We start from the raw sequence: 25,971 nt of genomic DNA, 5'->3' as shown, positions 1-25,971 counted from the left end.
GTCACCGGTCCGCGAGCTTGCGGGCGACGGCCTGCGCGTCCGGATGGGTCGGATCCGGGAACGCGGCCAGCGCGGCGCGCCAGGCGGCGGCAGCGGCGGCCCGGTCGCCGTCGGCGAGGCGGGCGTCGCCGAGGTGGTGGAGCGTGTCCGCCTCGTAGAAGCGGTCGCCGATCTCGCGGTACATCCGGGCCGCCTGCTCGTACCGGTCGATTGCCGACCGGTGGTCGCCGAGGTGGTGGTGGATGAAGCCGAGGCTGTCCGAGGCGGCCGCCTCGAACCGGCGGTCGCCGAGCCGTCGCAGCTGGGCCAGCGCCTGCTCGCACCGGCTCCGCGCGCGCAGGTGGTCGCCCCGCAGCGCGTGGTCCCAGCCCAGGGAGTTCAACGCCCGCGCGGCGCCGACCTCGTTGCCCGCCCGGCGGTAGAGGTGCACCGCCAGCCGCGCGTGGCGCAGTGCCCGGTCGGCGTCACCCTGCTGGTTGGCCAGCCAGCCCAACTGGTACTGGACCTTGGCCTGCCCCTCGTCGTCGGGCAACTGCCCGTAGCGGTCGAAGGCGCGTTCGAGGTGCTGCTGCGCGGCGTCGAAGCGGCGCAGTTGGGCGTACGCGGTCGCGAGGCTGCACTGGGCGTTGGCCTCGACGGCCGGCAGGCGTTCGCGTCCGGCCGCGTCGATCGCCAGGCGCTGGTTGGCGGCCTGGTCCTCCCAGTAGGTCCACCGGTCGAGGAAGCCCTGCATCGCCCGGGCCAACCGCCAGGTGTGACCGTCGAGTCCGCGCCCGGCGGCCAGCGCGATCGTCGCCAGCAGCGCCGATCGTTCGGCGACGAACCAGGCCGTCGCCCGGTCGTGATCGGGCAGGTCCACCGGGGCGCAACCGACCGCCGGCGGCGGGACGTCGATCGTTTCGCCGCGCGGATCGAGACGCGTGGCCGCCGCGATCGCGCTGTGCAGGTAGTGGTCGACCAGCCGGAGTTCGGCGGCGGCCCGGTCCGGCCCGCTCTCCTCCTGGAGCGCCAGTTCGGCGGCGTACGCGCGCAGCAGGTCGTGGAACGCGTAGCGGCCGGGTTCCGGCTCGGTCAGCAGGTGCGCGCGGGCGAGTTCGGCGAGCAACCGGCCGGTCTCCGCAGCTGGTAGGCCGGCGAGTCCGGCCGCGGCGGCGGCCGAGATGTCGGTGCCCGGATGCAGGCCCGCCAACCGGAACAGGCGCGCGGCGGCCCGGCCGAGTGTCCGGTAGGACCAGGAGAACACGGCCCGGACGTCGGCACCCCCGTCGGCGCCGCTCGGTGCGGACAGCACGCCCGCGGCGCCGCCGAGCTGCGCCGCGACGGCCGCGACGGACAGCTCGGGATGGATCGCACAACTGGCCGCCGCGACCGCGAGCGCGAGCGGCAGCCGGGCACAGCGCGCGATCAGCTCCGCGGTCGCCTCCGGTTCGGCGGCGAACCGGTCGGCGCCGAGGCGGCGGACCAGGAGCTCCCGGGCGTCGTCGCGGCTGGGCAGGTCCAGTGCCAGCGGACGGGCGCCCTCGGCGATGACCAGTTCCGCGAGCCGGTTCCGGCTGGTGATCACGACCGCGCTGGACGGTGACCCGGGCAGCAGCGGGCGCACCTGGTCCACGTCGCGCGCGTTGTCGAGCACCACGAGCATCCGCTTGCCGTTCACCACGCTGCGGAACAGCGCCGCCTGCGCGTCGAGCCCGGCCGGGATCCGCTCCCGGGCGACGCCGCACGCGTCGAGGAAGCCGCGCAGCGCGTCCGACGGGTCCAGCGCCGGCCCGGTCGGGTGGAACCCGCGCAGGTTCGCGTAGAGCTGGCCGTCGGGAAACCGGTCGGCGACACGGTGACCCCAGTGGACGGCGAGCGCGGTCTTGCCGACGCCCGCCATCCCGGAGATCACCGCGATCGGCACGCCGTGCGCCGCCCCGTCGCCCACGAGCGAGTCCAGGTAGGCGAGCTCGGCCCGGCGCCGGCTGAAGGCGTTGGTACCGGCGGGAAGCTGAGCGGGGACCACCGCGGTGCCCTTCACCGGGGGACGCGCGCCGAGCACCGGGTCCTGGCGCAGGATCGCGACCTCGAGGTCCTGCAGCGGCGGGCTCGGCGCGATGCCGAGGTCCTCGTCCAGGGACCGCCGCAGGCGCTGGTACGCCGCCAGTGCCTCCCGCTGCCGGCCCACCCGGTAGAGGGCGAGCATCAGGCACCGGTGGAGCCGTTCGTTCCACCGGTGCTGGCGCGCGAGCTGTTCGAGCTCCGCCGCGAGCCCGTCGTGGTCCGCGGTTTCCAGGCGGATCTCGGCGAGGGCGAGGGTGGCGTCCAGATGCAGTTCGGTGAGGCGCTCGGCCTGCCATTCCAACCAGGGGACGCCGACCGTGTCCGTCAGCGCGGGCCCGCGCCACAACGCCAGCGCCGCCTCCAGGTCGGATCGGGCCGCGGCCCGGTCGCCGACCCGCTTCGCGGCACCGATCAGCCCGTCGGCCACCTGCACGTCGGTGCCGAGGCTCAGCAGGTAACCGGGCGGTCGGGCGACGATGGCCGCGTGGCCGAGCACCCGGCGCAGGTACGACACGTGGCTCTGCAGCGTGTTGGCCGCCGTCGCCGGTGGCGAGCCGGCCCAGACCAGGTCGATGAGCTGGTCGGCCCGGACGACGTCGCCCGGGTGCAGCGCCAGCACCGCGAGGACCGCCTTGCGACGCAGGCCGGGGATCTCCACCACCTGGCCGGCGCGGGTGACGTCGAGCGGCCCCAGCAGCCGTACCTGCACGCGCTCCACCGTCCTCGCACCGTCGATTCCAGACCGGCGCGGTCAGCGTAGCGATCGATATCCACCGTTCCCTTGTCACGGCTCCGTCGTCGGTCGGGGGAACGTCTCGACGAGCGCGCAGGTGACGTGCCCGGTGCCGCCGACCACCCAGCAGGTCAGGCCGAAGAAGTCCCAGCTACCGGCGATGAACGAGACGCCGCCGAACGCCCAGATCGGGCGCGCCGCCCGCCCGTCGACGACCCCGTCGCCGACGTCGCCGATCGTCGCGTCGGACAGCTGCCCGTCCGTCGCCACGCCCAGCACCGTGACGCCGGCCGGCCGCTTCCCGACCAGCACCTCGACGACCTCGGCGGTCGTCAACGCCCGTCCGCCGGCGTCCGCGGCGATCGCCGTCGTTGGTGGGCCCAACCGCCGACCGAGCGCGCGCTCCACCTGCTCCACGACGTCCCCGATCAGCATTTCGACGCCACCGGGAAGCTCGACGACGGCCGGCGCCTGCCGCGGGGGCTCCGCCCGGGCGGCACCGCCGGTCACGGTGACGAGTGCGACCGTCGCCAGGGCCGTTGCGATCTTCATTGTTGTCTCCCTCCGGTTGCCGCGACCCTGCCGGCACCGGCTGAAACGGTGCTGGAGCGGCGGCCGGGAGCGTTCCAGCCCGGGTTCAGTGCGCGCTGCCATGGTGCTGGCTCCGGATTCGAGGGAGAGGAGAGAGGCATGCGGCTGACACATCGCCTGGCGGTGCTGACCGTCGTGGGCGGAACACTGGCGGGGCTGATCCTGGTGGCGCCGACCGTCGCGGCGGCGAAGGGCGCGTCGGGATGCGTCGTCGAGGAGCGCGGCGGGCGCTCGACGGATCCGGAGGGCGCCACGCGCGGCCCGTTCCGGTGCGCGGCGGGCACCTGGGGGTACGGCGAGGGCGCCCTCGTCACCACGGACCGGCTGATCGTCGACGCGGCCGGCGCGCTGAGGATCGACACGTTCACGATGTCCGAGCGGTCCGGCAACTTGACGTTCGGCGACCTGTCCACGCTGGCGCAACTCGTCAGCGGTGATCCGGCCGCGCGGATCGACCGCGCCGTCGTCACCGCCCGGAGCGACAAGCCGCCGACCCAGGCACAGATCGACGCGGTGCTGGCCGGCAAGCACGTCGACGGCATCACGGTGCTCGGGACCGTCGACCAGCCGGACGCCCGGATGACCCTGGGCGACCTGGTCGCCGGCTCCGGCGGTTCCGGGCCGAAATCGGTGTACTTCAACGCCCGGAGCTTCCTCGACGACATCATCGACTGGTTCGTCGACCTCGTCAGGAGCATCGTGGACTGGGTCGTCGCCCACTGCGACACCTACGTGGACGGCAACGGTTCCGTCCACGTGGTCTGCGTCTGGTAGGCCGCAGGTCCGTCTTGCCCGGGGCAGACCCGTCCGGTCCGCCCCGGCGCCCGACACGGAGAACCTAGATAGAACGAGTGTGAACGTATATGATCGTCCGTGACCGTTGGCGGACGATGAGACTGTCGGCGTTCGGGCTGAGTCAGCCGAACCGAGGTTAAGCTTGGTGCCCCAGGAGGTGGTGACGAGCGATGACCGGCCTCATGCTGCCGCCGATCGAGCAACTCGACGTTGACGATCTGGCGTCGCTGCCCGAGGGATACCGGTATGAACTGCACGAGGGAAACCTCGTCATCATGACCCCGTCGAGCTACTGGCATAAGGTGATCGCTCGTCGCCTGCTGCTGATGCTCCACGCGGTGGGAGCCAACGTCCTTCAGGATCCCGGCGTCCGCGGTGACCGGCCGCGCGACAACCGGCTTCCCGATCTCGGCGTCGTCAGCCACTTGCCTCCGGGCCTGGCGGCCTACTCGAATCTGCCCGGTTCCGCGTTCAGCCTTGTGATCGAGATCGTCTCCGAACACTCGGAAAATGGCGAGTACACCGACAAGGCTGTTTGGTACGCCCAGCGGGGAATCCCGGAGTACTGGATCGTCGAGCAGACCCCGGATCGCGCCGACGACGACGCCTTGGTGCTGATCCACCGGCTGACCCTCTCCGGCGGTCACCCCGCGTATGTTCGCGAGCAGACCCGGCTGCTGTCGGAGCTCGATACCGAGTACGCGGCCAAACGCAACACCGACTGACTGCCCAGGTTCGCACCTGGCGGAACCCCGGGATGATCCTTCCCACCACGGGGATTGTTTCGACGGGCCGCACAGACGGGAATCCCACATCGGTGCAGATCGAGGACTGGTTCCTGACGCCGAAGCAGCGGGGTAACCGCCGCACCCTGCTGCCCGCGTGGTGCGAAGGCAGTCTCGCCACCCCGATCGTCGACGGCGTGAACTACTTCAGCCGGCTGGTCGACGAGGTGGAGGCGCTCGGCCCCGGCGACCATCTGTTCTTCACCGACTGGCGGGGCGACCCCGATCAGCTGATGCGCGACGACGGTCCGACGATGGTCGAGCTCTTCCGGGTCGCCGCCAAGCGTGGGGTCGTGGTGCGCGGGCTGCTCTGGCGGTCGCACCTCGACATCGGCCAGTTCAGCCAGGAGGAGAACCGCGAGGTCAGCGAGAAGGTCGAAGCGGCCGGCGGGGAGGTGCTGCTCGACCAGCGGGTGCGCCGGGGCGGCTCGCACCACCAGAAGCTCGTCGTCCTGCGTCACCTCGACAATCCCGAACGCGACATCGCGTTCGCCGGCGGCATCGACCTGTGCCACAGCCGGCGTGACGACTCGGAGCACCGGGGCGACCGGCAGGCCGTGCCGATGTCGAAGCGGTACGGGGAGCATCCGCCGTGGCACGACGTCCAGGTCGAGATCCGCGGGCCCGCGGTCGGCGCGCTCGACACGTCGTTCCGCGAGCGGTGGAACGATCCGACGTCGACCGCCACCCGCCGCCCGATCGCCTGGCTGCACGACCTGATCCGCGGCGCCAACCTCGACCCCGGGCCGCTGCCGCCGCAGCCACCCGACCCGCCGCCGGCCGGGTCGCACGCGGTGCAGGTGCTGCGCACGTATCCGGCGACCAAGCCGCGGTACCCGTTCGCACCCGACGGCGAGCGGTCGATCGCCCGCGGGTACTCGAAGGCGATCAAGCGGGCCCGGCGGTTGATCTACCTCGAGGACCAGTACATGTGGTCCATCGACGTGGCCCGCCTGTTCGCCCGCGCGCTCAAGGCCAACCCCGACCTGCACCTGGTGGTCGTCGTGCCCCGGCACCCGGACGTCGACGGCGCCCTCGCCATGCCCCCGAACCAGGTCGGCCGCGCGCAGGCGCTGGAGGTGTGCCGGCGGGCCGGCGGCGAGCGGGTGCACGTCTTCGACGTGGAGAACCACGAGGGGACCCCGGTGTACGTGCACGCCAAGGTCTGCGTGGTCGACGACGTGTGGGCGAGCATCGGCAGCGACAACTTCAACCGCCGGTCGTGGACGCACGACAGCGAGCTGTCCTGCGCGGTCCTCGACGACACCCGCGACGAGCGCGCACCGAGCGACCCGGCCGGCATCGGCGACGGCGCCCGCGTCTACGCCCGTGACCTGCGGCTGCGCCTGATGCGCGAGCACCTCGACCGGGCCGACGACGAGTCCCTGATCGACCCCGACGAAGCCGTGAAGGAGATCGAGGCGACCGCCGACGCGCTCGACGCCTGGTATGCCGGCGGCCAGGTCGGCGAGCGTCCGCCGGGGCGGCTGCGGCGTCACCACCCGCAGAAACTGGGCCCGTTCGCCCGGCTGTGGGCGACGCCCGTCTACAAGATCGTTTATGATCCGGACGGCCGACCGTGGCGCAAACGAATGCGCCGCGCTTGGTAGGTGGTGACCTGATGCATGTCGAAGACTGGCTGCTCACAGCCGATGAACGCAGAAACCCGGCCACGGCGATCCCGGCGCACGTCGCCGGCAACCGGGTGGAGCCGCTCGTCCACGGATCGACCTACTTCGACCGGCTCGTGGGCGAGGTCGAGGCCCTGAAGGCCGGCGACCACCTGTTCTTCACCGACTGGCGCGGCGACCCCGACCAGCTCCTCCGCGACGACGGCCCCACCGTCGCCGACCTGTTCGCCGCCGCCGCGCGGCGTGGCGTGGTCGTCAAGGGACTGATGTGGCGCTCACACCTCGACCGGATGCAGTTCAGCGAGGAGGAGAACAGACATTTAGGTGACGACGTGCGCGCGGCCGGCGGCGAGGTGCTGCTCGACCAACGGGTCCGCCGGGGTGGCTCGCACCACCAGAAGGTGGTCGTCCTGCGTCACCCCGAATCTCCCGAACGCGACGTCGCGTTCGCCGGCGGCATCGACCTGTGTCACAGCCGGCGCGACGACGCGTCCCACGCGGGTGACCCGCAGGCGGTGAACATGTCGCCGAAGTACGGCTCGAACCCGCCGTGGCACGACGTCCAGTTGGAGCTCCGCGGGCCCGTGGTCGGCGCGCTCGACACGTCGTTCCGCGAACGCTGGACCGACCCCACCCGCCTCGACCTGCGCAGCCCCGTCGCCCTGGCCCGCGACCGCCTGAGCGGCGCCGACCTGGTCGCCGACCCGTTGCCGGCGCAGCCGCCCGACCCGCCGCCGTGCGGCCCGCACACCGTGCAGGTGCTGCGCACGTACCCGTCGCTGCGCACGGCGTACCCGAACTTCGCCCCCGACGGCGAGTTCTCGATCGCGCACGGCTACGCCAAGGCGATCCGCCGGGCGCGGCGGTTGATCTATCTCGAGGACCAGTACATGTGGTCGACCGAGGTGGCCCAGCTGTTCGCGGCTGCCCTCACGGAGAACCCGTCGTTGCACCTGATCGTCGTGGTGCCCCGCTACCCCGACGTCGACGGCGCGTTCGCGCTGCCGCCGAACCAGGTCGGCCGCGCCCAGGCGCTTTCCGTATGCCAGCGGGCGGGCGGCGATCGCGTGCACGTGTTCGACGTGGAGAACCATCGCGGTGACCCTGTGTACGTGCACGCCAAGGTCTGCGTCGTCGACGACGTGTGGGCGAGCGTCGGCAGCGACAACTTCAACCGCCGTTCGTGGACCCACGACAGCGAACTGTCCTGCGCCGTCCTCGACGACACCCGCGACGACCGGCATCCGCTCGACCCGGCCGGCACCGGCGACGGCGCCCGCGTGTACGCCCGTGACCTGCGGCTACGCCTGATGCGCGAGCACCTCGACCGGGCCGACGACGAGGCTCTGCTCGACCCGTCGTCGGCGGCCGCCGCGATCGACGCCGCCGCGTCCGCACTGGACGCCTGGTACGACGCCGGACGCGTGGGGGAGCGCCCGAAGGGCCGGCTGCGCCACCATCGGCCCGAGCGGCTGGGACGGCTGACCCGGTTGTGGGCGGTGCCCGCCTACCGCCTCGTCTACGACCCCGACGGCCGCCCGAGACGCCTCCGCCGTTCCCAAAACTGGTAGTGCCCGCCGCTGGTGCCCCGTTCCAGCCCCCACCCACCGCCGCCCCGGGGACTCGCATCCTAGCCTCCTAGGACGCGAAAGGCGGCGTGCCGCCCAGTGGTGTGGCGGCTCTTCACGGGCGGCGGGGCGCTTCACGGGCGGCGGGCGCCCATCGGCGGCAGAACGCTCACGGGTGGCGGGCGGTCACTGGCGGCGGGCGGTCGGTCCGGGCAGCAGAGCGCTCACCGGGCATTCGTGAACCTCATCCGTCGAAGTTGATGTTCATCCGTGCCCGGTCGTCGGCGCGGGCCGGCGGGCCGCGGCGATCTTGGACTGCAGGAGGTGCCCCAGGCCCGCGCGGAGTCCAAGATCCGCAAACCGGGTCTACGCGGGCTGGACAAAGCGAGCAAATCACCCGGGCACCGGGTCGCCGACCCGAAGCCACGAGAGTCGAGCGCGTACGGGAGTCCAAGATCCGCAAGCATGGCCGCCGCCGCGTGATCGGCGTCACTTTCGATACGGACCCGTTCCGTTTCGTCGCCAGCGACGATAGCTTGGGCACCGTTAGAAACGAGACCGTTCTGTATCGCTAATGGGGGTGGGTCGTGAGCGCTTCCGCTACGACCACGAGAAACGAGATCACAGCCAACACCGGGCACCCGCGCCGCTGGGCGATTCTCGGGGTGCTCGTCGTGTCGTTGCTGGTCGTCGTGCTGGACAACACCGTGCTCAACGTTGCCATGGGGGTGATCGCCGACCCGGTGGAGGGGCTCGGCGCCAGCCAGGGCCAGCTCGAATGGTCGATCAACTCGTACACGCTGGTCTTCGCGGGACTGCTGTTCACCGCGGGCGTCCTCGGTGACCGGTTCGGCCGGCGCCGCATGCTGCTGATCGGCCTGGTGCTGTTCGGCCTGAGCTCGCTGGCGAGCGCATACGCGCAGGACCCGACCCAGTTGATCGCCGCCCGCGCGCTGATGGGCATCGGCGGCGCGGCCGTCATGCCGGCGACGCTGTCGATCATCTCGAACGTCTTCGACCCGCGGGAGCGGGCCAAGGCGATCGGCGTCTGGGCCGGCGCGGTCGGCCTGGCGGTGGCGATCGGCCCGATCGTGGCCGGGCTGCTGCTGGAGCGGTTCTGGTGGGGCTCGGTCTTCCTGATCAACGTGCCGATCGTGATCGCCGGCCTGGTGGCCGTCGTCGCCCTGGTGCCGGAGTCGCGCGACCCGCACCCCGGTGCGATCGACATCTGGGGTGTCGGGCTGTCGATCGTCGGGCTGGTGCTGTTCGTCTACGGCATCATCGACGGCGGCGAGCACGGCTTCGACCGGCCGCGTGCCTGGGGCACGATCGCCGTCGGCGCCCTGGTGATCGCCGGGTTCATCTGGTTCGAGTCGCGGCTGCGGTTCCCGTCGCTCGACGTGCGGCTCTTCCGCAACCCGGCGTTCTCCGCCGCGGTCGGCGCGGTCGGCCTGGTGTTCTTCGCGAGCATGGGCGTGTTCTTCTTCAGCGTCTTCTACATGCAGCTGGTGCGCGGGTACACACCGCTGCAGTCCGGTCTGCTGCTGCTGCCGTTCGCCGCGGCTCAGCTGATCTTCGCGCCGCGCAGCGCCGCGTTCGTCCGGCGGTTCGGGCCCAAGGCCATCTGCGCCACCGGTCTCGCGCTGGTCACGGTCGCGCTGGTCGGCATGATGTTCATGGGGACGGACACCCCGCTGTGGATCCTCGGCGTGATCTTCTTCGTCATGGGTGCCGGCATGGCCAACGTGATGGCGCCGGCCACCGAGTCGGTGATGTCGACGCTGCCGCGGGAGAAGGCCGGTGTCGGGTCGGCGGTCAGCAACACGATCCGGCAGCTCGGCGGGTCGCTGGGCGTGGCGGTGCTCGGCTCGATCCTCGCCGCCGCGTACCGGGGCTCGATGGAGGACACCGTCGCCGGGCTGCCGGAGGCGGTGCGGCACACGGCCGGCGAGTCGATCGCCGGGACGTACGGCGTCGCCGAGAAGATCGGCCCGGCCGGGCAGGCCCTGATCGGCCCGGCGAACGAGGCGTTCGTCGACGCGATGCACCTGGCCGCCGGGGTGGCGGCGGCGTTCGGCGTGGTCGCGGTGATCGTCGTGCTGGCGTGGATGCCGCGGCGCAGCGCCCCGGTGTCGGCCCCGGCCCCGGCGGCAACAGCGGACCCGGCGGCAACAGCGGACCCGGCGGCAACGGCGGCGGCGGCAACTGCGGCGGCGACGGCGACAGCGGGAGCACCGGCCGGAGCGACGTCACCGCAGGAAGCGCCGGCTGCGGAGCCGGCGCGGACGTAGCAGGGATAATGAGCGGCATGACTACCGCCGCCGCGGCCGACTCGGAGAAGCGCTCTCCGGGTCGGCCGCGCAGTGCCCGGTCCGAACAGGCGATCATCGACGCCGTCCTCGAGATGATCGCCGACGGCGACGCCCTCGAGACGATCTCGATCGAGTCGATCGCGGCGCGGGCCGGTGTGGGCAAGGCGACGATCTACCGGCGCTGGGCGAGCCGGGACCAGGTCGTGATCGACGCGGTCGCGTCCATGAAACTCCCGATCCCGGAGGTCGCCGGCGAGTCGGTGCGGGCCGACCTGATCACGCTGATGTCGCAGATCGGCCAGCCCAACGGCGCCCGCAGCGGCAAGGTGATGACCTGCATCCTGCCGCAGATCGCCCGCAACCCCGACCTGCACGAGTGGTACCAGCAGGTGATCGAGCCGCGCCGTGCCGTCACCCGGGCGGTGCTGCGGCGCGGCATCGACACCGGCGAACTCCGCGCGGACCTCGACGTCGAGGTCGTTCTGCTGGTCCTCACCGCGCCGATGATCCTGCAGCGCACCATGCGCTGGAACCCCGCGCTCGACGGCCCCGATCTGGCCGAGCGGGTGGTCGCCGCTGTGCTGACCGGAGCGGCACCACCCGCCTGATCGGTCACGTGCGGTAACCATCCGGCTGGATGCGCCGGAAGCCGTGCCAAGTGACTCACCGTGCGGGCGAGAATCGGTGTTTCAGGCTCTGGTGTAGCGACACCCGTCGCCTACCGGTGCAGTATGGACGCAGGCGCGGAGGCGGACAGGGCCGGCGCAGGGACAAGAGGTGCGGAATGACGGTGGACCCGGGCACCCAGCTCACGGTGCAACCGGTCGGTGACGATGTCGTGCGGATCAGCGGTGAGCTCGACATCCGCACGTGCGAGCGACTGGAGCACACCGCCGGCGAGCTGGCCGATCTGGGCCGGCGGGTGGTGCTCGACATCAGCGAGCTCACGTTCTGTGACTCCACCGGGCTGGCCGTCCTGGTCCGCTTGCACAAGCGGGCCGAGGCCGCCGGCGGCACGATGGTGCTGCGCTCGCCCGTCCCGCGGGTACTCAACCTGCTCACGCTGACGGGGCTGACCCGGTTGTTCCACGTCGAGTAGCCGCATGGTGAGCACGTTCGGGCGGCCCGGCGGGTGGGGGGTCGCGGCCGGTTCGTTGGCGCCCCTCGTACCCGGGCTCCTGATCGCGACGGTGGAGATCAACGAGGGCACGAGCGGATCGCTCCTGCTGGCGGCCGTCGCCGTCGGGTCCATTCTGGGCGGGCTCACCGCCGGGACCGCCGCCGCGGTGCTCGCCACCGCGGCATACGCCCGGTTCGTCCTGCCGCCCGACCACGCGGTGTCGCACCTGGCCGGCTTCGTGATCGCGGCGGTCGTGGTGCTCGGCGTGTACTGGCGGGCCTACAACCGGTCCCGGGACACCGAGGCGGCCCGCGCCGCCGCCGAGATCCGCGCCCACGGACTTGCCGAGCAGGTCAGGATCCTCGGCCCGATGCTCGACTCCGCACCCATCGGGTTCGCGCTGATGGACCGCGGGATGCGCTTCCGCTACGCCAACGACCACTACGCCGAGTTCACCGGGATCCCGGCTGCCGACCACATCGGCCGCACCGCGACCGAACTGTTCGGCGCGAAGATCGGTCGTCTCGTCGACAAGGTCGTGGCCAAGGTGCTGGAGACCGGCGAGACGCAGGAGGCGATCGTCGCGCCGGTCGAGTGGCCGCACGGCGTCCGGCACTACCTGAGCAACCGCTACCCGATCCGCGACGCCGACGGCACCGTGATCGGCGTCGGTTCGGGGGCGATCGACATCACCGACCGGGTGAAGCTGGAGCAGGAGCACCGGCGCGCGCTGGCCGAACTGACCGCCACCGTCGAGTCGGCACCGAGCGCGATCGCGCTGCTCGGCCCCGACCTGGTCTTCCACCAGGCGAACCGGGCGTTCCAGGAACTGGCCGGCGATGGCGACCGGCCGCTCGTCGGCATCGCGCTCGCCGAGGCGTCCGGGTTGCCGCCGCTCGTCCGCGCGATGCCCGGCGGGGTCAGGGAATCCGGCGAGAGCGCGGCCGCGTCCGATGTCCCGATCCGGGGTGACGGTGTGAGCTTCGCGAACGTGAGCTGTTACCCCGTGCGCACCAGCGACGGGACCCTCGTCGCCGTGGCGTTGATCGTCATGGACGTCTCCGAGCAGCACCGTCTCGCCAAGCTGGAGGCCGAGGCACAGGCGCTGCGCGCCACGGCCGAACTCGCCAGCAAGCTGGAGCAGGCCCAGCAGCTGGCGCGCATGGGTAGCTGGGAGATCGACCTGGCCACCGGCGCGATCGCCGGTTCGGCACAAATGGCCGCGATCGTCGGCGACCCGGTGGCGTTCCTGTCCGGCACCGGCGACGTGCTCGTGCACCCGGTCGACGCCGAGCGCATGGCCCGCGAGTTCGAGCGGCTGCGCACCGGCGAGGCACCGTTCGCGGGCGAGTTCCGGCTGGTCCGCCCGGACGGCATGGTCATCGACGTCTACGGCACGGGCGAGGTGATCCGGAACGAGGCCGGCGAGCCGGCGCGGTTGTGGGGGACGCTGCAGGACATCACCGCCCAGCGGGCGCAGGAGCGGGCGGCCGAGGCGGCGATCCGGTCGGCCGATCACGCCCGCGCCCAGTTGGAGGCCGAGCACCAGGCGCTGCAGATGTTCGTGCGGGCGATGCTGCCGGCGAGCCTGCCCGTGGCGCCGGAGACGGAGATCGTCGCCGCGTACCTGCCGGTGGTGGAGCGGGTCGACATCGGCGGCGACTGGTTCGACTCGTTCGCGCTGCCGGACGGGCGGTTCGCGCTGGCCGTCGGCGACGTGACCGGCCACGACCTGCGGGCCGCCACGATCATGGGTCAGGTGCGCAACGCCGTGCGGGCGTACGCGGTCGAGGACCCGGCGCCGGGCGAGGTGCTGCGCCGGGTCAACCATCTGCTGACCCGGGTGAGCGACCTGGACCTGGCGACCATGGTCTACGGCGTCTACGACCCGAAGACCCACGAGCTGACCTGGGCGAACGCCGGCCACCCCGCCCCGCTGCTGCGGCACCGCGGTGAGGTGGTCCAGTTGGACCACCCGTCCGGCATGATCCTCGGCGTGTTCGCCGACGACGTCCACTACGCCGAGAACACGGTCCGGTTGGCGCCGGGGGACACCGTGCTCGTCTACACCGACGGGCTGGTCGACCACCGCACGGCCGATCCCCAGCAGTCGATGCGCGACCTGGTCGCCCTGGTCGCGACCGGGGCCCGGACGCCGGAACGGCTGCTGCGCGAGGTCACCGACCGCATGCTCGCGGCCGGGGGGCAGGAGGACGACGTGTGCCTGCTCGCGGTCCACCGCCTGCCCGAGGCCGTTCCGCCGCAGCCGGCGACGACCCACGACCGGGTGCCGAAGGGTGCCGCGGTGCCGCCGCCCACCGCTCCCAAGCCGGGCCCGGCGGCCCGGGCGGCGTGACCCCGCCGACCCGGTCCTAGTCCGCGTCGAGGCCGCGCTCGATGGCGAACCGGGCCAGCTCCACCCGGTTGTGGAGCTGGAGCTTGCCGAGCGTGTTCTGCACGTGGTTCTGCACGGTGCGGTGCGACAGCACCAGCCGCTCGGCGATCTGCTTGTACGACATGCCCTTCGCCACCAGACGGAGCACCTCGGTCTCGCGCGGGGTGAGCTCCGGCGCGTCCGGGTCGGCGGGCGTGGTGGCCAGGCGGCGGTACTCGCCCAGCACCAGCCCGGCGAGGCCGGGGGTGAACACGGCGTCGCCCGCGGCGGTGCGGCGCACGGCGTCGAGGAAGTCGGCCTGGCCGGCGGACTTCAGCAGGTAGCCGGCCGCGCCGGCCTTGACGGCGTCGAGCACGTCCTGCTGCTCGCCGCTCGCCGAGAGCATGAGCACCCGGGCCTCCGGGTGGGCGCCCCGGATGCCCCGGATCACCTCGTCGCCGCGCAGGTCGGGCAGTTGCAGGTCGAGCACCACGACGTCGGGACGGGTGGCCGCGGCCAGCCGCACCGCCTGCGCCCCCTCGCCGAGGCAGGCCACCACCTCGTACCCGGCCTCGGCCAGGTCACGGGCCACCCCGTCGCGCCACATCGGGTGGTCGTCGACGACCATCACGCGAACCGCCATGCCGGTCAGGTTACTGGCACCCGCAGCTCGACCTCGGTGCCCTGACCGGGCGCCGAGAAGATCACCACCTCGCCGCCGAGCTCGCTGATCCGGCCCCGGATCGACTGGCTGACCCCGAGCCGTCCCTCGCTCGCCGCCGTGTCGAGGCGCCCGGCGGGGATGCCCGGGCCGTCGTCGCGCACGGTGACGGTGACGGTGCCGGGCTCGCTCTCCACCAGGACCCACGCGCGCGGCTCGTCGCCCGCGTGGCGGCGGACGTTGTCGAGGGCCGCGGCCACCGCGCCCGTCACGGCGTCGGCGGTGTTTCCGGGGACGGGCACCGGCCCGGCCGGCGCCGCGAACGTGACGCCCGGCCCGGAGAGCGCCTCCAGCTTCGCGACCAGATTGACCTCCGCCGTACCGGTATGCGTGCTGGTGGCGCCACTGACCAGCGCCCGCAGCGCGACCTCCTGCTCGCCGGCCAGCCGACCCAGGTCGGCCGCCTCGCCGCCGAGTTCGGCGCCGCGCCGCTGCACCATCGCGAGCACCTGCAGCACCGAGTCGTGGATGTCGCGGGCGAGCCGGGCCCGCTCCCGCGACGCCGCCTCCAGCCGAGCCGCCTCCTGCAGCTTGTGCTCGGCCTCGGTGGTCAGCCCCACCACGTATCCGACGCTCGCCGCCGCCAGGATCATGAGCACCGCGCCGGTGATCGTGCTGACCCCGACCTCCTGCCGCACGTAGATGTCGCAGGCGCCGAGGATCGCCGCCGCGAGCAGCCCGAGCCGGCGCCCGCCGTACAGCGCCCACGCCAGCACCGGTGCGCCGTGCCACGTCACCGGGACGATCGAGAAGCCTTCCTTGAACTGCGCGCCGCCGACGATCCACCGGCTGGCCAGCACGAACACCATCGCGACGAGCAGGTCGGCGACGAGCACGGGCCACCGGTTCGAGCCGCGGCGCCGGTACAGGCCGGCCGCGGTGAACGTCCACACGACCATGCCGGCCAGCACCAGCCAGCCGGCGAGCGGGTGCTCGTAGTCGGGGGCGCGCCAGACCACCAGCGCGCCCGCGTAGACGAGCGCGGTGAACCGGAACACGGCGAGCGCCCGCCACATCGGGATCCTGAACGCCGTCCCCGAGGTCATGATGGCGACGTTAGTACCCTGGCGCCCTGTGACCGCTCTTGTCCGTCGGGCCGTCGAGATCGCCGACGACGTGCTGTTCCCCGCCGCGCTCGCCGTCGACCGGGCCGACCGGGTGCCGGCCGGGCACTTCGACCGGCTCGCCGGTGCCGGGTTGTACGGCCTGTTCGCGCCGCCGGCGGTGGACTTCCCGACCGTCGCCGCCGTCACCGCCGCGCTCGCCGGCGGCTGCCTGGCCACCGCGTTCGTCTGGATCCAGCACCACGGTCCGCTGATCGCGGTCGCCGAGCGGGCGCCGCACTGGGTGCCGCTCCTGGCGAGCGGGGAGCGGACGGCGGGCATCGCGATGGCGTCGGTGCGCGGGCCGGCGCCGGTGCGGGTCCGGCCGGTCGCCGACGGGTACCGGCTCGACGGGTCCGTCGACTGGGTCACCGGCTGGGGCCTGGTCGACGTCGTGCAGGTGGCCGCGCTCGACGAGAACGACGTCGTCCACTACCTGCTGGTCGACCTGACGCCCGGTCCGACGATGTCGGCCGACCTGGTCGACGTGGTGACCACCCGCGCCAGCCGCACGGCGACGGTGACGTTCACCGGGCACCCGGTCCCGGCCGACCGCCTCCTCCGCACCGTGCCGCTGGACGAGTGGACCAGGTCGGAGGCCGCCGGCTCCACGCTGAACGGCTTCCTGTCCATCGGCGTGGCGGCCCGCTGCTGCCGGCTCCTCGGCCCGACCCCGCTCGACGACGAGGTCGACCGCTGCCGCGAGGCCCTCCTGACCGCCGACGGCCCCGACGCCCGCCAGTCGCCTCCCTCGGCGACAGATCTACCGCTGCCAGCGGCCCGGGCAGCCGCGTCGGAACTGGTGCTGCGCGCGTCGGCCGCGCTCGTGGTGCACACGGGCAGCCGCGCGGTGCGGCTGGACAACCACGCCCAGCGGATCGCCCGCGAAGCGATCTTCCTGCAGACGTTCGGCTCCCGCCCGTCGATCCGCGCCGCCCTCCTGACGCGCCTGACGCGCGTGTCGCCTGCTTGACGGTGCGACCGGAGTACTAGTCTCGAACCGATGTTCGAGTGGCGGGAGGGGCTCGCGTGCGGGTGCTCGGCGTCGACCCCGGGCTGACGCGGTGCGGGGTCGGTGTGGTCGAAGGGCGGCCCGGGCGGCCGGGTGACCTGGTCTTCGTCGGCGTGGTGCAGACCGATCCCGGCCTCGAACTGTCGCAGCGGCTGCTGCACCTCGACCGGGAGCTCACCCGGCTGATCGCCGACCACCGCCCCGAGCAGGTCGCCGTCGAGCGGGTGTTCAGCCAGCACAACGTCCGCACGGTGATGGGCACGGCGCAGGCCGGCGCGGTGGCGCTGCTGGCGGCGGCGCGGGCCGGGCTGCCGGTCGCGATGTACACGCCGAGCGAGGTCAAGGCCGCGGTCACCGGGTCGGGGCAGGCCGGCAAGGAACAGGTGACGGCCATGGTCACCCGGTTGCTGCGGCTCACCGAGCGGCCGAAGCCGGCCGACGCCGCCGACGCGCTCGCGCTCGCGATCTGCCATACCTGGCGCGGCGCGGTGAAGAACAAACTGGCGGAGGCTGCCGCAGCCGCGAAGAAGGGAAGTTACCGATGATCGCCAGCGTCCGGGGCCGGGTGACCGCGATCGGGCCCGAGGGAGCCGTGGTCGAGGTCGGCGGGGTGGGGCTCGCCGTCACCTGCGCGGCCAGCACGCTCGCCGGCCTGCGGGTGGGCGAGGAGGCCCGGCTGGCCACCAGCCTGGTCGTGCGCGAGGACTCGTTGACCCTGTTCGGCTTCGTGAGCGACGACGCCCGTCACCTGTTCGACCTGCTGCAGACCGCCAGCGGCATCGGCCCCCGCATCGCCCTGGCCGCGCTCGCCGTCCACAGCCCCGACGTGCTGCGCCGGGCGATCGCCACCGCCGACGTCAGCACCCTCACCCGGGTGCCGGGCATCGGCAAGAAGGGCGCCGAGCTGCTGGTGCTGAAGCTGCGCGACAAGATCGGCCCGATCGGCGGCGACGTGCCGGCGGTGGCCGCGCCGCTCGCGGCCGCGTGGCACGTCCAGGTCCGCGAGGGCCTGATCGGCCTCGGCTGGACGCCCGCGCAGGCCGAACAGGCCGTCGCCACCGTCGCCGAGGGGGTCGACGGCGATCCGCCACCGGTTCCGGTGCTGCTCAAGCAGGCGATCCGGCTCCTCGGGACGAGTCGGTGAGCGACGAGACCTCGCCCGTCGCGGCACCGGAGGACCGGGACGCCGAGGCGACCGTCCGGCCGAAGCGGCTCGCCGAGTTCGTCGGGCAGGAGCGGGTGCGCGAGCAGCTCGAGGTGCTGCTGCACAGCGCGCTGCGGCGCGGCACCCCGCCCGACCACATCCTGCTCAGCGGCTCGCCGGGGCTCGGCAAGACCACGCTGTCGATGATCGTCGCCGCCGAGCTGGGCAGCGGCCTGCGGCTCACCAGCGGGCCGGCGATCGAACGGGCCGGTGACCTCGCCGCGGTGCTCACCAGCCTGGGCACCGGCGACGTGCTGTTCATCGACGAGATCCACCGCATCGCCCGGCCGGCCGAGGAGCTGCTCTACAGCGCGATGGAGGACTTCCGGGTCGACGTGGTGGTCGGCAAGGGACCCGGCGCCACCGCGATCCCGCTCGACGTGGAGCCGTTCACGCTGGTGGGTGCCACCACCCGGGCCGGCCTGCTCACGGGACCGATGCGCGACCGGTTCGGCTTCGTGGGTCACCTGGACTTCTACGAGCCGGCGGAACTGGAGCGGGTGCTCCGCCGGTCCGCTCAGATCTTGAACATCGAGATCACGCCCGACGGCGCCACGGAGATCGCGGGCCGCTCCCGCGGCACGCCCCGGATCGCCAACCGCCTGCTCCGTCGCGTACGCGACTACGCCGAGGTGCGCGGCGCCGGCATCGTCGACCTCACCGCCGCGCGCGCCGCGCTGAAGGTCTACGACGTCGATCCGCTGGGCCTCGACCGGCTCGACCGGGCCGTGCTGCGCGCGCTGGTGGAGAACTTCGGCGGGGGACCGGTGGGGCTGTCGACGCTGGCCATCGCCGTGGGCGAGCAGCCCGACACCGTTGCCGAGGTGTGCGAGCCGTTCCTGCTGCGGGCCGGTCTGCTGGCCCGGACCCCGCGCGGGCGGGTCGCCACCGGCAACGCCTGGCGGCACCTCGGCCGGACGCCGCCGAGCTCCCTGGCACCCCAGATAGCGACGCCGGTCACACAGGCACCGGAGGGTTTGTTTAGTCTGGACCCCTAGTGTCACGGTTGGCCTCTGGCGGGGTGAACCCGTGGCGGGTGGCGCGCGCGTGACGAAGCCGTGATAACGGCACCGAGGCAACGCGAAGTTTCACCGACTAGACTCGCCGCGGTTCGCGTGGCGAACCGGTTACCGCCCGGACGCGCCCCGTCCGGTCAAGGGAAGGCAAGGCCAAGTGTTGTTCGCTGCGGAAAAGTCGGGCGGAGGCGGGAGCTTCATGCCCACGCTGCTGATGATGGCGCTCCTCTTCGGTGCCATGTACTTCCTGTTCATCCGCCCCAACAAGAAGCGCCGCCAGCAGATCGATGAGATGCAGAAGTCGATCGGCCCCGGCGACGAGGTGCTGACCATCGGCGGCCTCTACGGCTTCGTGTCGGAGATCGACGACGAAAAGGTCGTCCTCGAGGTCTCCCCGGGCGTGTTCAACACGTATTCTCGGTCGTCGATCAGTCGCGTGGTTACCGCCGCGACGAGCGACGACGAGGAGGAAGAGGTCGAGGACGACCTCGCGCCGGATCTTGAGGCACGGCCGGCTCCAGACCTCGAGAAGAGGCCGGAGAGCTCGGAGACCACCGCCAAGAAGGTCGTAGACCAGGACTGACGCGCCGGCACCGCCGCCCGCGCCGTCCCTTCGTCATCCAGGGGAGACCGAACCACCGTGGCCGCACAACCAGGGCAGATCAAGCCCTCACGATACTTCGTGGCTCTGGCGCTGATCATCGTAGCCCTGTACGGGCTGGTGTTCTTCACCGGCGACAAGAAGCCCCATCCGAAACTCGGCCTGGACCTGCAGGGCGGCACCAGCATGACGCTGTCCGCCCGCACGCCCGGTGGTGGTGCGCCCAGCCGTGAGCAGATGGAGCAGGCCCGGCAGATCATCTCCGAGCGGGTCGACCTCAGCGGCGTCTCCGAGCCCAGCGTCACCATCGACGGCACCCGCAACATCGTCGTCCAGGTGGCCGGCTCCACCGACCCCGACGAGCTGCGCAAGCTGGTGCAGCCGGCGCAGTTGCGGTTCCGCAAGGTGCTGGCCTCCACGGCCGACAGCAGCGGCGAAGATCCCGAGGCCACCGCGTCGGCCAGCCCCAGCGGCTCGGCGAGTGCGAGCGCCAGTGCCAGCCCGAGCGCGAGCGCGTCGAGCGCGGCACCGTCGCAGAGCGCGTCGGCGAGCGCCTCGGGTGCGCCGAGCGGATCGCCCAGCGCCAGCTCAACGGTTGACCCGGAGATCCAGAAGCTGCGCGAGTCGGTGGTCAACAAGCTCGGTGACGTGCTGTCGATCGCCCAGCAGGTGCAGGACCCCAGCCAGGTCACCGGCGAAACGGCGGCGATCTTCGAGCCGTTCAAGACGCTCACCGGCGACGAGGTCGCGGTCCTCCCCGCGCAGATGCAGTACAACATCCCGCAGATCAGCTGCGCCAAGCTCAACCAGCGCCCGCCGGGCTCGATCGTCCAGCCCGACCAGGAGGTCGTGGCCTGCGGCGAGGAGAACGGCGCGCCCACGAAGTTCATGCTCGACAAGGCGTCGGTCGTCGGTGAGGACGTCGGTGACGCGAGCTTCGGCACCGACCCCACCAACGGCTGGGTGGTGTCGCTGGAGTTCAAGGGCGAGGGCCAGAACAAGTGGACCAAGCTCACCAGCGACGTCTACGGCGACGGCACCACCCCCGAGGAGCAGCGCCGGGTCGCGATCGTGCTCGACAACCGCGTGGTGTCGGCGCCCACCATCCAGGGCGTGATCGCCGGTGACGCGCAGATCTACGGCTCCTTCACCAAGAACGACGTCGACACGCTGTCGCGCCAGCTCAAGTACGGCTCGCTGCCGCTGAGCTTCAAGATCGAGTCGGTCGACACGGTCAGCGCGACGCTCGGTCTCGCGGCGCTGGAGGCCGGCCTGCTCGCCGGCGCGCTCGGCATCGGGCTCGTGGTGCTCTACTGCCTCTTCTACTACCGGGCGCTGGGCCTCGTGGTGGTGGCCAGCCTGCTCGTCTCGGCGGCCGCCGTGTTCGCGTCGCTGGTGCTGCTCGGGCGCAACTTCGGGTACACGTTGAGCCTCGCCGGCGTCGCCGGGTTCATCGTCGCCATCGGTATCACCGCCGACTCCTTCGTGGTGTTCTTCGAACGTCTGAAAGACGAGGTGAAAGACGGCCGAACCGTGCGGAGCGCGGTGCCCCGGGCCTGGTCCCGGGCCCGACGGACGATCCTGTCGGCCGACACCGTCCTGATGCTCGCCGCGGCGGTGCTGTACCTGCTCGCCGTCGGCGGTGTGAAGGGCTTCGCCTTCACCCTCGGGATGTCGACGATCATCGACGTGATGGTCGTGTTCCTCTTCACCCACCCGCTGGTCGCCCTGCTGTCCCGGGCGAACGCCTTCACCTCACCGCGCTTCTCCGGCCTCGGCAACGTGCGTTCCGACCGGTCAGCGGCCGCGTCGGCCACCGGCCGGTCCGGCGCACTGCGCACGAAGGAGTCCTGAGTCATGGGTGCTCTGCGCCGCCTCTACCGGGGCGAGACGAACATCAACTTCATCGGCAGTCGCAAGTGGTGGTACCTCGCCTCCACGATCATCATCCTGGTGTGCATCGCGAGCATGGTGTTCCGCGGCTTCCACTGGGGCGTCGAGTTCGCCGGTGGCACGCAGTTCATCGCGCCGACCAAGGCTGGCGTGTCGGTGCAGGAGGTCAGCGACGCGATCACGGAGGCCGGGGTCACGGTCACCTCGGCGCAGACCGTCGGCCAGAACGCGAACTACCTGATCCGTACGCCCAAGCTCAGCAACGAGGATCGCGAAGCCGCGACCGAAGCGATCATGGACGTCACCGGCGTCAACAAGGACCAGATCGCGGTCAGCGAGGTCAGCTCCTCGTGGGGTAAAGAGGTCAGCAAACGGGCCCTGTACGGCCTCGGCGTGTTCCTGGTGCTCGTCGCGGCCTACCTGTGGATCAGGTTCGAACGCGCGATGGCGATCGCGGCGATCGCCGCGCTGGTCCACGACCTCGTGCTCACCGCCGGCGTCTATTCGCTGGTCGGGTTCGAGGTGAGTCCGGCGACGGTGATCGGTCTGCTGACGATCCTCGGCTTCTCGCTGTACGACACCGTCGTCGTGTTCGACAAGGTGCAGGAGAACTCCCGCGGCCTGCTCGGCTCGACCAAGTACACGTACCCGGAGGCGGCGAACCTGGCCGTCAACCAGACCCTGATGCGGTCGATCAACACGTCGCTCATCGCGCTGCTGCCGGTGGGTGCCCTGCTGTTCGTCGGCGCCGGCCTGCTCGGTGTCGGCACGCTGAAGGACCTGGCGCTCGTGCTGTTCGTGGGTCTGGCGACCGGTGCGTACTCGTCGATGTTCCTGGCGACGCCGTGGCTGGTCGACATCAAGATGCTCGACACGCGGTACAAGCTGCACGCCCAGCGCGTCGCCGCCCGCCGCGCCGGCATCGACCCGCGCGAGGCCCGCAAGGCGGCCAAGAAGGGCCAGACCACCAGCCTCTCCAAGAAGCCGGCGCGCGAGGTCGACGAAGACGATCTCGACGAGGTCGAGAGCGTCGAGGACGACGCACCACCGGTGAAGAAGGCGCTGGCCGGTTCGGGGTCGCGGTCCGGTACGCGGGCGGGCTCCGGTGGCGGGGCCCGGTCGGGCGGCGGTTCCGGTGGGGGCCGGGCGACCCCGCGCAAGCGCCAGAGCGGCAAGCGCCGGTAGGGCGGGGACAACGCGTGACGGCCCGTGGTGACAGCGGCGAGGCGATCGCCGACCTGGTGGCGAGCCGGGTGCTCGACGTCCCGGACTTTCCGAAGGCCGGCATCGTCTTCAAGGACCTGATGCCGGTGTTCGCCGACGGGCCGACGTTCCGCTCCGCCATGGACGCGATCGTCGAGCACCACGGGCGTGGCAGCTTCGACGTGGTGGCCGGGATCGAGGCCCGCGGATTCGTGATCGCGGCCGCGGTCGCCTACGCCGCCGGGGTGGGAGTGGTGCCCGTCCGCAAGGCGGGCAAGCTACCCCGGAAGGTGCTGTCGGCCACGTACGCGCTGGAGTACGGCGAGGCGACCCTGGAGTTGCACGCCGACGCCTTCACGGCTGACCAGCGGGTCCTCGTGGTCGACGACGTGCTCGCCACCGGTGGCACGGCCGCCGCCACCCTGGGCCTCATCGAGCAGGCCGGCGGCACGGTCACGGGGTTCAGCGTCCTGCTGGAACTGGAGTTCCTCGGAGCCAGGGCCAAGCTCGCGCCCCGGGAGGTGCACGCCCTGCTGGCGGTGGCGTGACCGACCGGACCGACGAGTACCCGACAAGCACCCCGAGGCCGCGCTCACGTAGGTGAGCGCATTAATACTGGCGGGGATCGCAGCAGCCAGCGACGGGTACGATGGCGTCTCGGGCCGGGGTTCCGGCCTGAGTCGAGGGGGCGGAGACGGCGTGGTCGAGGAGGAGCGGTCGGTGTCCGGCGATGACGCGCCTCCCGTGGGGGGTGCCGGCAGCGGGGGAGTTCGGCCGGCCGGCGCGGCCGTGCCGACCAAAATGGCCCCCGAAACCGGCGGTGCACCCAATGGGACGAACGGTGGCCCCGCGAACGGTGACGGGCCCGCCGAGAACGGCGCGGTAGTCCTGCCCTTCCCCGGCGACGGATCCCGGCGCCAGGGCGAAACGCCCGGCGGCGACGCGCTTGACGGCGGGTCCACCGGCGCGGCCGACCCGGGATCGGGCTCGTTCGGGCTGCTCGGCACGCCCACCGGTCGGCGGGTCCGGGCCAGGCTCGCCCGGTTCAACGCGCCGTGGCAGAGCCAGCAGGTCAGTTCCGTGCTCGAACCGCTGATCTCGGTGCACAAGTCGTCGCACCCGAAGGGCGACCTGCGGCTGCTGCAGAAGGCCTACGACAAGGCCAACGAGCTGCACGACGGGCAGTACCGGCGCTCCGGTGACCCGTACATCACGCACCCGCTGGCCGTCGCCACGATCCTGGCGAACCTCGGCATGGACTCCACGACGCTGGCCGCCGCCCTGCTGCACGACACGGTCGAAGACTGCGGGTACCCGCTGGAGTCGATGCGGACCGAGTTCGGCGGCGAGGTCGCGCTGCTGGTCGACGGCGTCACCAAGCTCGACAAGGTCAAGCTCGGCGACGCGGCGAAGGCCGAGACGATCCGCAAGATGGTCGTCGCGATGGCCAAGGATCCGCGCGTTCTGGTGATCAAGCTGGCCGACCGGCTGCACAACATGCGCACGCTGACGTTCCTGCCGCGCGAGAAGCAGGAGCAGAAGGCCAAGGAGACGCTGGAGATCCTGGCCCCGCTGGCGCACCGGCTGGGCATGAACACGATCAAGTGGGAGCTGGAGGACCTCTCGTTCGGGACGCTGTTCCCGAAGCGGTACGAGGAGATCCACCGCCTGATCAACGAGCATGCGCCGCAGCGGGAGGCGCTGCTGCGCCAGGTGACGCAGAAGGTCGGCAACGACCTGCGCACGGCGAAGATCAAGGCCGAGGTGAGCGGGCGGCCGAAGCACCTGTACTCCGTCTACCAGAAGATGATCGTGCGCGGCCGGGAGTTCGCCGACATCTACGACCTGGTGGGCGTGCGCATTCTGGTCGACAGCGTGCGCGACTGCTACGCGGCACTCGGTGTGATCCACGCGAACTGGCAGCCCGTTCCGGGCCGGTTCAAGGACTACATCGCGATGCCGAAGTTCAACATGTACCAGTCGCTGCACACCACCGTGATCGGCCCGACCGGCAAGCCGGTGGAGATGCAGATCCGGTCGTACGCGATGCACCGCACGGCGGAGTACGGCATCGCGGCGCACTGGCGGTACAAGGAGACGAAGAACGCCACGATCGCGGGTCCGCCGGCGCACATCGACGAGATGACGTGGCTGCGGCAGTTGCTCGACTGGCAGCGGGAGGCGGCCGATCCGTCGGAGTTCCTCGATGCGTTGCGGTTCGACCTGTCGAGCCAGGAGGTGTACGTCTTCACGCCGAAGGGTGACGTGATCGCGTTGCCGTCGGGGTCGACGCCGGTCGACTTCGCGTACGCGGTGCATACCGAGGTCGGGCACAAGTGCATCGGCGCGAAGGTCAACGGCAAGCTGGTGCCGTTGGAGTCGTCGCTGTCCAACGGCGACGTCATCGAGATCTTCACGTCGAAGTCCGACACATCGGGGCCGACGCAGGACTGGCTCGGGTTCGTCAAGAGCCCGCGGGCGCGCACCAAGATCCGGCAGCACTTCAACAAGGAGCGCCGCGAAGAGGCCATCGAGCTGGGCAAGGACTCGCTGCTCAAGGCCATGCGCAAGCAGGGGCTGCCGATGCAGCGCCTGCTCACGTCCGATGCCCTGAACGCCATCGCGCGCGACCTGCACCTCGCCGACGTGGCCGCGCTGTACGCGGCCATCGGCGAGGGCCAGGTGTCGGCGCAGTCGGTGGTGCAGCGGCTGGTCGCCGGGTACGGCGGCGACGAGGGAGTGGTGGAGGACGTCGCCGAGACGGCGATCCCGACCCGCCAACCCCGGGTGCGCAGTTCGGCGTCCGACCCGGGCGTGGTGGTGCAGGGCGACTCCGACATCTACATCAAGCTGGCCCGCTGCTGCACGCCGGTGCCCAACGACGACATCTTCGGGTTCATCACCCGGTCCGGCGGGGTCAGCGTGCACCGCGACACGTGCGCCAACGCAGGCGACCTGAAGGCGCAGCCCGAGCGGATGCTCGAGGTGTCGTGGAAGCCGACCTCGGCGTCGACGTTCCTGGTGTCGATCCAGGTCGAGGCGCTCGACCGCAACCGGCTGCTCGCCGACATCACCAAGGTGCTGTCGGAGGAGAAGGTCAACATCCTGTCGGCGACGGTGAGCACCACCCGCGACCGGGTGGCGGTGAGCCGGTTCAGCTTCGAGATGGCCGACCCGCAGCACCTGAAGCACCTGCTGGGCACCGTGCGCCGCGTCGACGGCGTCTACGACGCGTACCGCGTCACCTCGGGGAACTGAAAAGCGCG

General features: G+C 71.8%; 21 protein-coding genes. 17 read left to right on the top strand and 4 right to left on the bottom strand.

Translation table 11 applies throughout. From position 1 onward, the window contains the following. Position 1: 1 nt before the first annotated feature. Together Vau01_RS28520 and Vau01_RS28515 are read right to left on the bottom strand one after the other, a co-directional pair. On the bottom strand, positions 2-2,752 hold the full coding sequence (locus Vau01_RS28520; protein ID WP_203998626.1) for an AfsR/SARP family transcriptional regulator: 2,751 nt from the start codon (positions 2,750-2,752) through the stop codon (positions 2-4). Positions 2,753-2,827: 75 nt separating this feature from the next. After that, entirely contained in the window at positions 2,828-3,328 is a 501-nt protein-coding gene (locus Vau01_RS28515) for a hypothetical protein (protein WP_203998623.1), read from the bottom strand. 138 nt (positions 3,329-3,466) lie between these two features. On the opposite strand from Vau01_RS28515, the gene Vau01_RS28510 reads away from it, so the two are divergent. The 8 genes from Vau01_RS28510 to Vau01_RS28475 all read left to right on the top strand — a co-directional run bounded on the left by Vau01_RS28510 (position 3,467) and on the right by Vau01_RS28475 (position 13,934). Then, complete coding sequence (locus Vau01_RS28510) at positions 3,467-4,141, top strand: hypothetical protein (RefSeq protein WP_203998620.1); 675 nt, start codon at positions 3,467-3,469, stop codon at positions 4,139-4,141. Between the two features lie 191 nt (positions 4,142-4,332). Then, the gene (locus tag Vau01_RS28505; RefSeq protein ID WP_203998617.1) at positions 4,333-4,887 is read left to right on the top strand and encodes a Uma2 family endonuclease; all 555 of its coding nucleotides are present in this window, start codon (positions 4,333-4,335) and stop codon (positions 4,885-4,887) included. Positions 4,888-4,979: 92 nt separating this feature from the next. Then, a complete protein-coding gene (locus tag Vau01_RS28500; protein WP_203998614.1) occupies positions 4,980-6,557 on the top strand; it encodes a phospholipase D family protein in 1,578 nt (525 codons plus the stop codon). An 11-nt stretch (positions 6,558-6,568) separates the two neighbouring features. Continuing rightward, positions 6,569-8,149 (top strand): phospholipase D family protein, encoded by a 1,581-nt coding sequence (locus tag Vau01_RS28495; RefSeq protein ID WP_203998610.1) that lies wholly within the window; start codon positions 6,569-6,571, stop codon positions 8,147-8,149. A 584-nt stretch (positions 8,150-8,733) separates the two neighbouring features. Further along, positions 8,734-10,437 carry an MFS transporter gene (locus tag Vau01_RS28490; protein WP_239151922.1) on the top strand — a complete coding sequence of 568 codons (1,704 nt, stop codon included), beginning with the start codon at positions 8,734-8,736 and terminating at the stop codon, positions 10,435-10,437. 17 nt (positions 10,438-10,454) lie between these two features. Then, the gene (locus Vau01_RS28485) at positions 10,455-11,066 is read left to right on the top strand and encodes a TetR/AcrR family transcriptional regulator (protein WP_308440486.1); all 612 of its coding nucleotides are present in this window, start codon (positions 10,455-10,457) and stop codon (positions 11,064-11,066) included. Between the two features lie 176 nt (positions 11,067-11,242). Further along, on the top strand, positions 11,243-11,557 hold the full coding sequence (locus tag Vau01_RS28480; protein WP_203998605.1) for an STAS domain-containing protein: 315 nt from the start codon (positions 11,243-11,245) through the stop codon (positions 11,555-11,557). A 4-nt stretch (positions 11,558-11,561) separates the two neighbouring features. Then, positions 11,562-13,934 carry a SpoIIE family protein phosphatase gene (locus Vau01_RS28475; protein WP_203998603.1) on the top strand — a complete coding sequence of 791 codons (2,373 nt, stop codon included), beginning with the start codon at positions 11,562-11,564 and terminating at the stop codon, positions 13,932-13,934. Positions 13,935-13,950: 16 nt separating this feature from the next. Here the strand turns inward: Vau01_RS28475 and Vau01_RS28470 are convergent, their stop codons facing one another. Both Vau01_RS28470 and macS read right to left on the bottom strand, forming a co-directional pair. Next, entirely contained in the window at positions 13,951-14,595 is a 645-nt protein-coding gene (locus tag Vau01_RS28470; RefSeq protein ID WP_203998600.1) for a response regulator, read from the bottom strand. A 5-nt stretch (positions 14,596-14,600) separates the two neighbouring features. Beyond that, positions 14,601-15,719, bottom strand: coding sequence for a MacS family sensor histidine kinase (macS, locus tag Vau01_RS28465; protein WP_239151921.1), 1,119 nt, complete (start codon positions 15,717-15,719; stop codon positions 14,601-14,603). Between the two features lie 28 nt (positions 15,720-15,747). Between macS and Vau01_RS28460 the strand changes: the two genes are divergently transcribed. The 9 genes from Vau01_RS28460 (at position 15,748) to Vau01_RS28420 (ending at position 25,963) form a co-directional block, all read left to right on the top strand. After that, complete coding sequence (locus Vau01_RS28460; protein ID WP_239151920.1) at positions 15,748-16,749, top strand: acyl-CoA dehydrogenase family protein; 1,002 nt, start codon at positions 15,748-15,750, stop codon at positions 16,747-16,749. Between the two features lie 56 nt (positions 16,750-16,805). Beyond that, positions 16,806-17,333, top strand: coding sequence for a crossover junction endodeoxyribonuclease RuvC (gene ruvC / locus Vau01_RS28455; protein ID WP_203998594.1), 528 nt, complete (start codon positions 16,806-16,808; stop codon positions 17,331-17,333). After that, a complete protein-coding gene (gene ruvA / locus Vau01_RS28450) occupies positions 17,330-17,932 on the top strand; it encodes a Holliday junction branch migration protein RuvA (RefSeq protein ID WP_203998592.1) in 603 nt (200 codons plus the stop codon). Before ruvC ends, ruvA begins: the two co-directional genes overlap by 4 nt. Beyond that, the gene (gene ruvB / locus Vau01_RS28445) at positions 17,929-18,990 is read left to right on the top strand and encodes a Holliday junction branch migration DNA helicase RuvB (RefSeq protein ID WP_203998589.1); all 1,062 of its coding nucleotides are present in this window, start codon (positions 17,929-17,931) and stop codon (positions 18,988-18,990) included. Before ruvA ends, ruvB begins: the two co-directional genes overlap by 4 nt. Positions 18,991-19,207: 217 nt before the next feature. Further along, the gene (gene yajC / locus Vau01_RS28440; protein WP_373320328.1) at positions 19,208-19,591 is read left to right on the top strand and encodes a preprotein translocase subunit YajC; all 384 of its coding nucleotides are present in this window, start codon (positions 19,208-19,210) and stop codon (positions 19,589-19,591) included. Positions 19,592-19,690: 99 nt separating this feature from the next. Next, positions 19,691-21,463 carry a protein translocase subunit SecD gene (secD, locus tag Vau01_RS28435; protein ID WP_239151919.1) on the top strand — a complete coding sequence of 591 codons (1,773 nt, stop codon included), beginning with the start codon at positions 19,691-19,693 and terminating at the stop codon, positions 21,461-21,463. 3 nt (positions 21,464-21,466) lie between these two features. Then, the gene (gene secF, locus Vau01_RS28430) at positions 21,467-22,687 is read left to right on the top strand and encodes a protein translocase subunit SecF (protein ID WP_203998586.1); all 1,221 of its coding nucleotides are present in this window, start codon (positions 21,467-21,469) and stop codon (positions 22,685-22,687) included. A gap of 14 nt (positions 22,688-22,701) precedes the next feature. Next, positions 22,702-23,253, top strand: a complete 552-nt coding sequence (locus tag Vau01_RS28425; RefSeq protein WP_203998583.1) for an adenine phosphoribosyltransferase — start codon at positions 22,702-22,704, stop codon at positions 23,251-23,253. A 253-nt stretch (positions 23,254-23,506) separates the two neighbouring features. After that, complete coding sequence (locus Vau01_RS28420; protein WP_203999095.1) at positions 23,507-25,963, top strand: RelA/SpoT family protein; 2,457 nt, start codon at positions 23,507-23,509, stop codon at positions 25,961-25,963. Positions 25,964-25,971 lie beyond the last annotated feature (8 nt).

It is taken from the genome of Virgisporangium aurantiacum (assembly GCF_016863635.1).
Classification (GTDB): domain Bacteria; phylum Actinomycetota; class Actinomycetes; order Mycobacteriales; family Micromonosporaceae; genus Virgisporangium; species Virgisporangium aurantiacum.
This window is presented reverse-complemented; position numbering and strand designations above follow the sequence as displayed.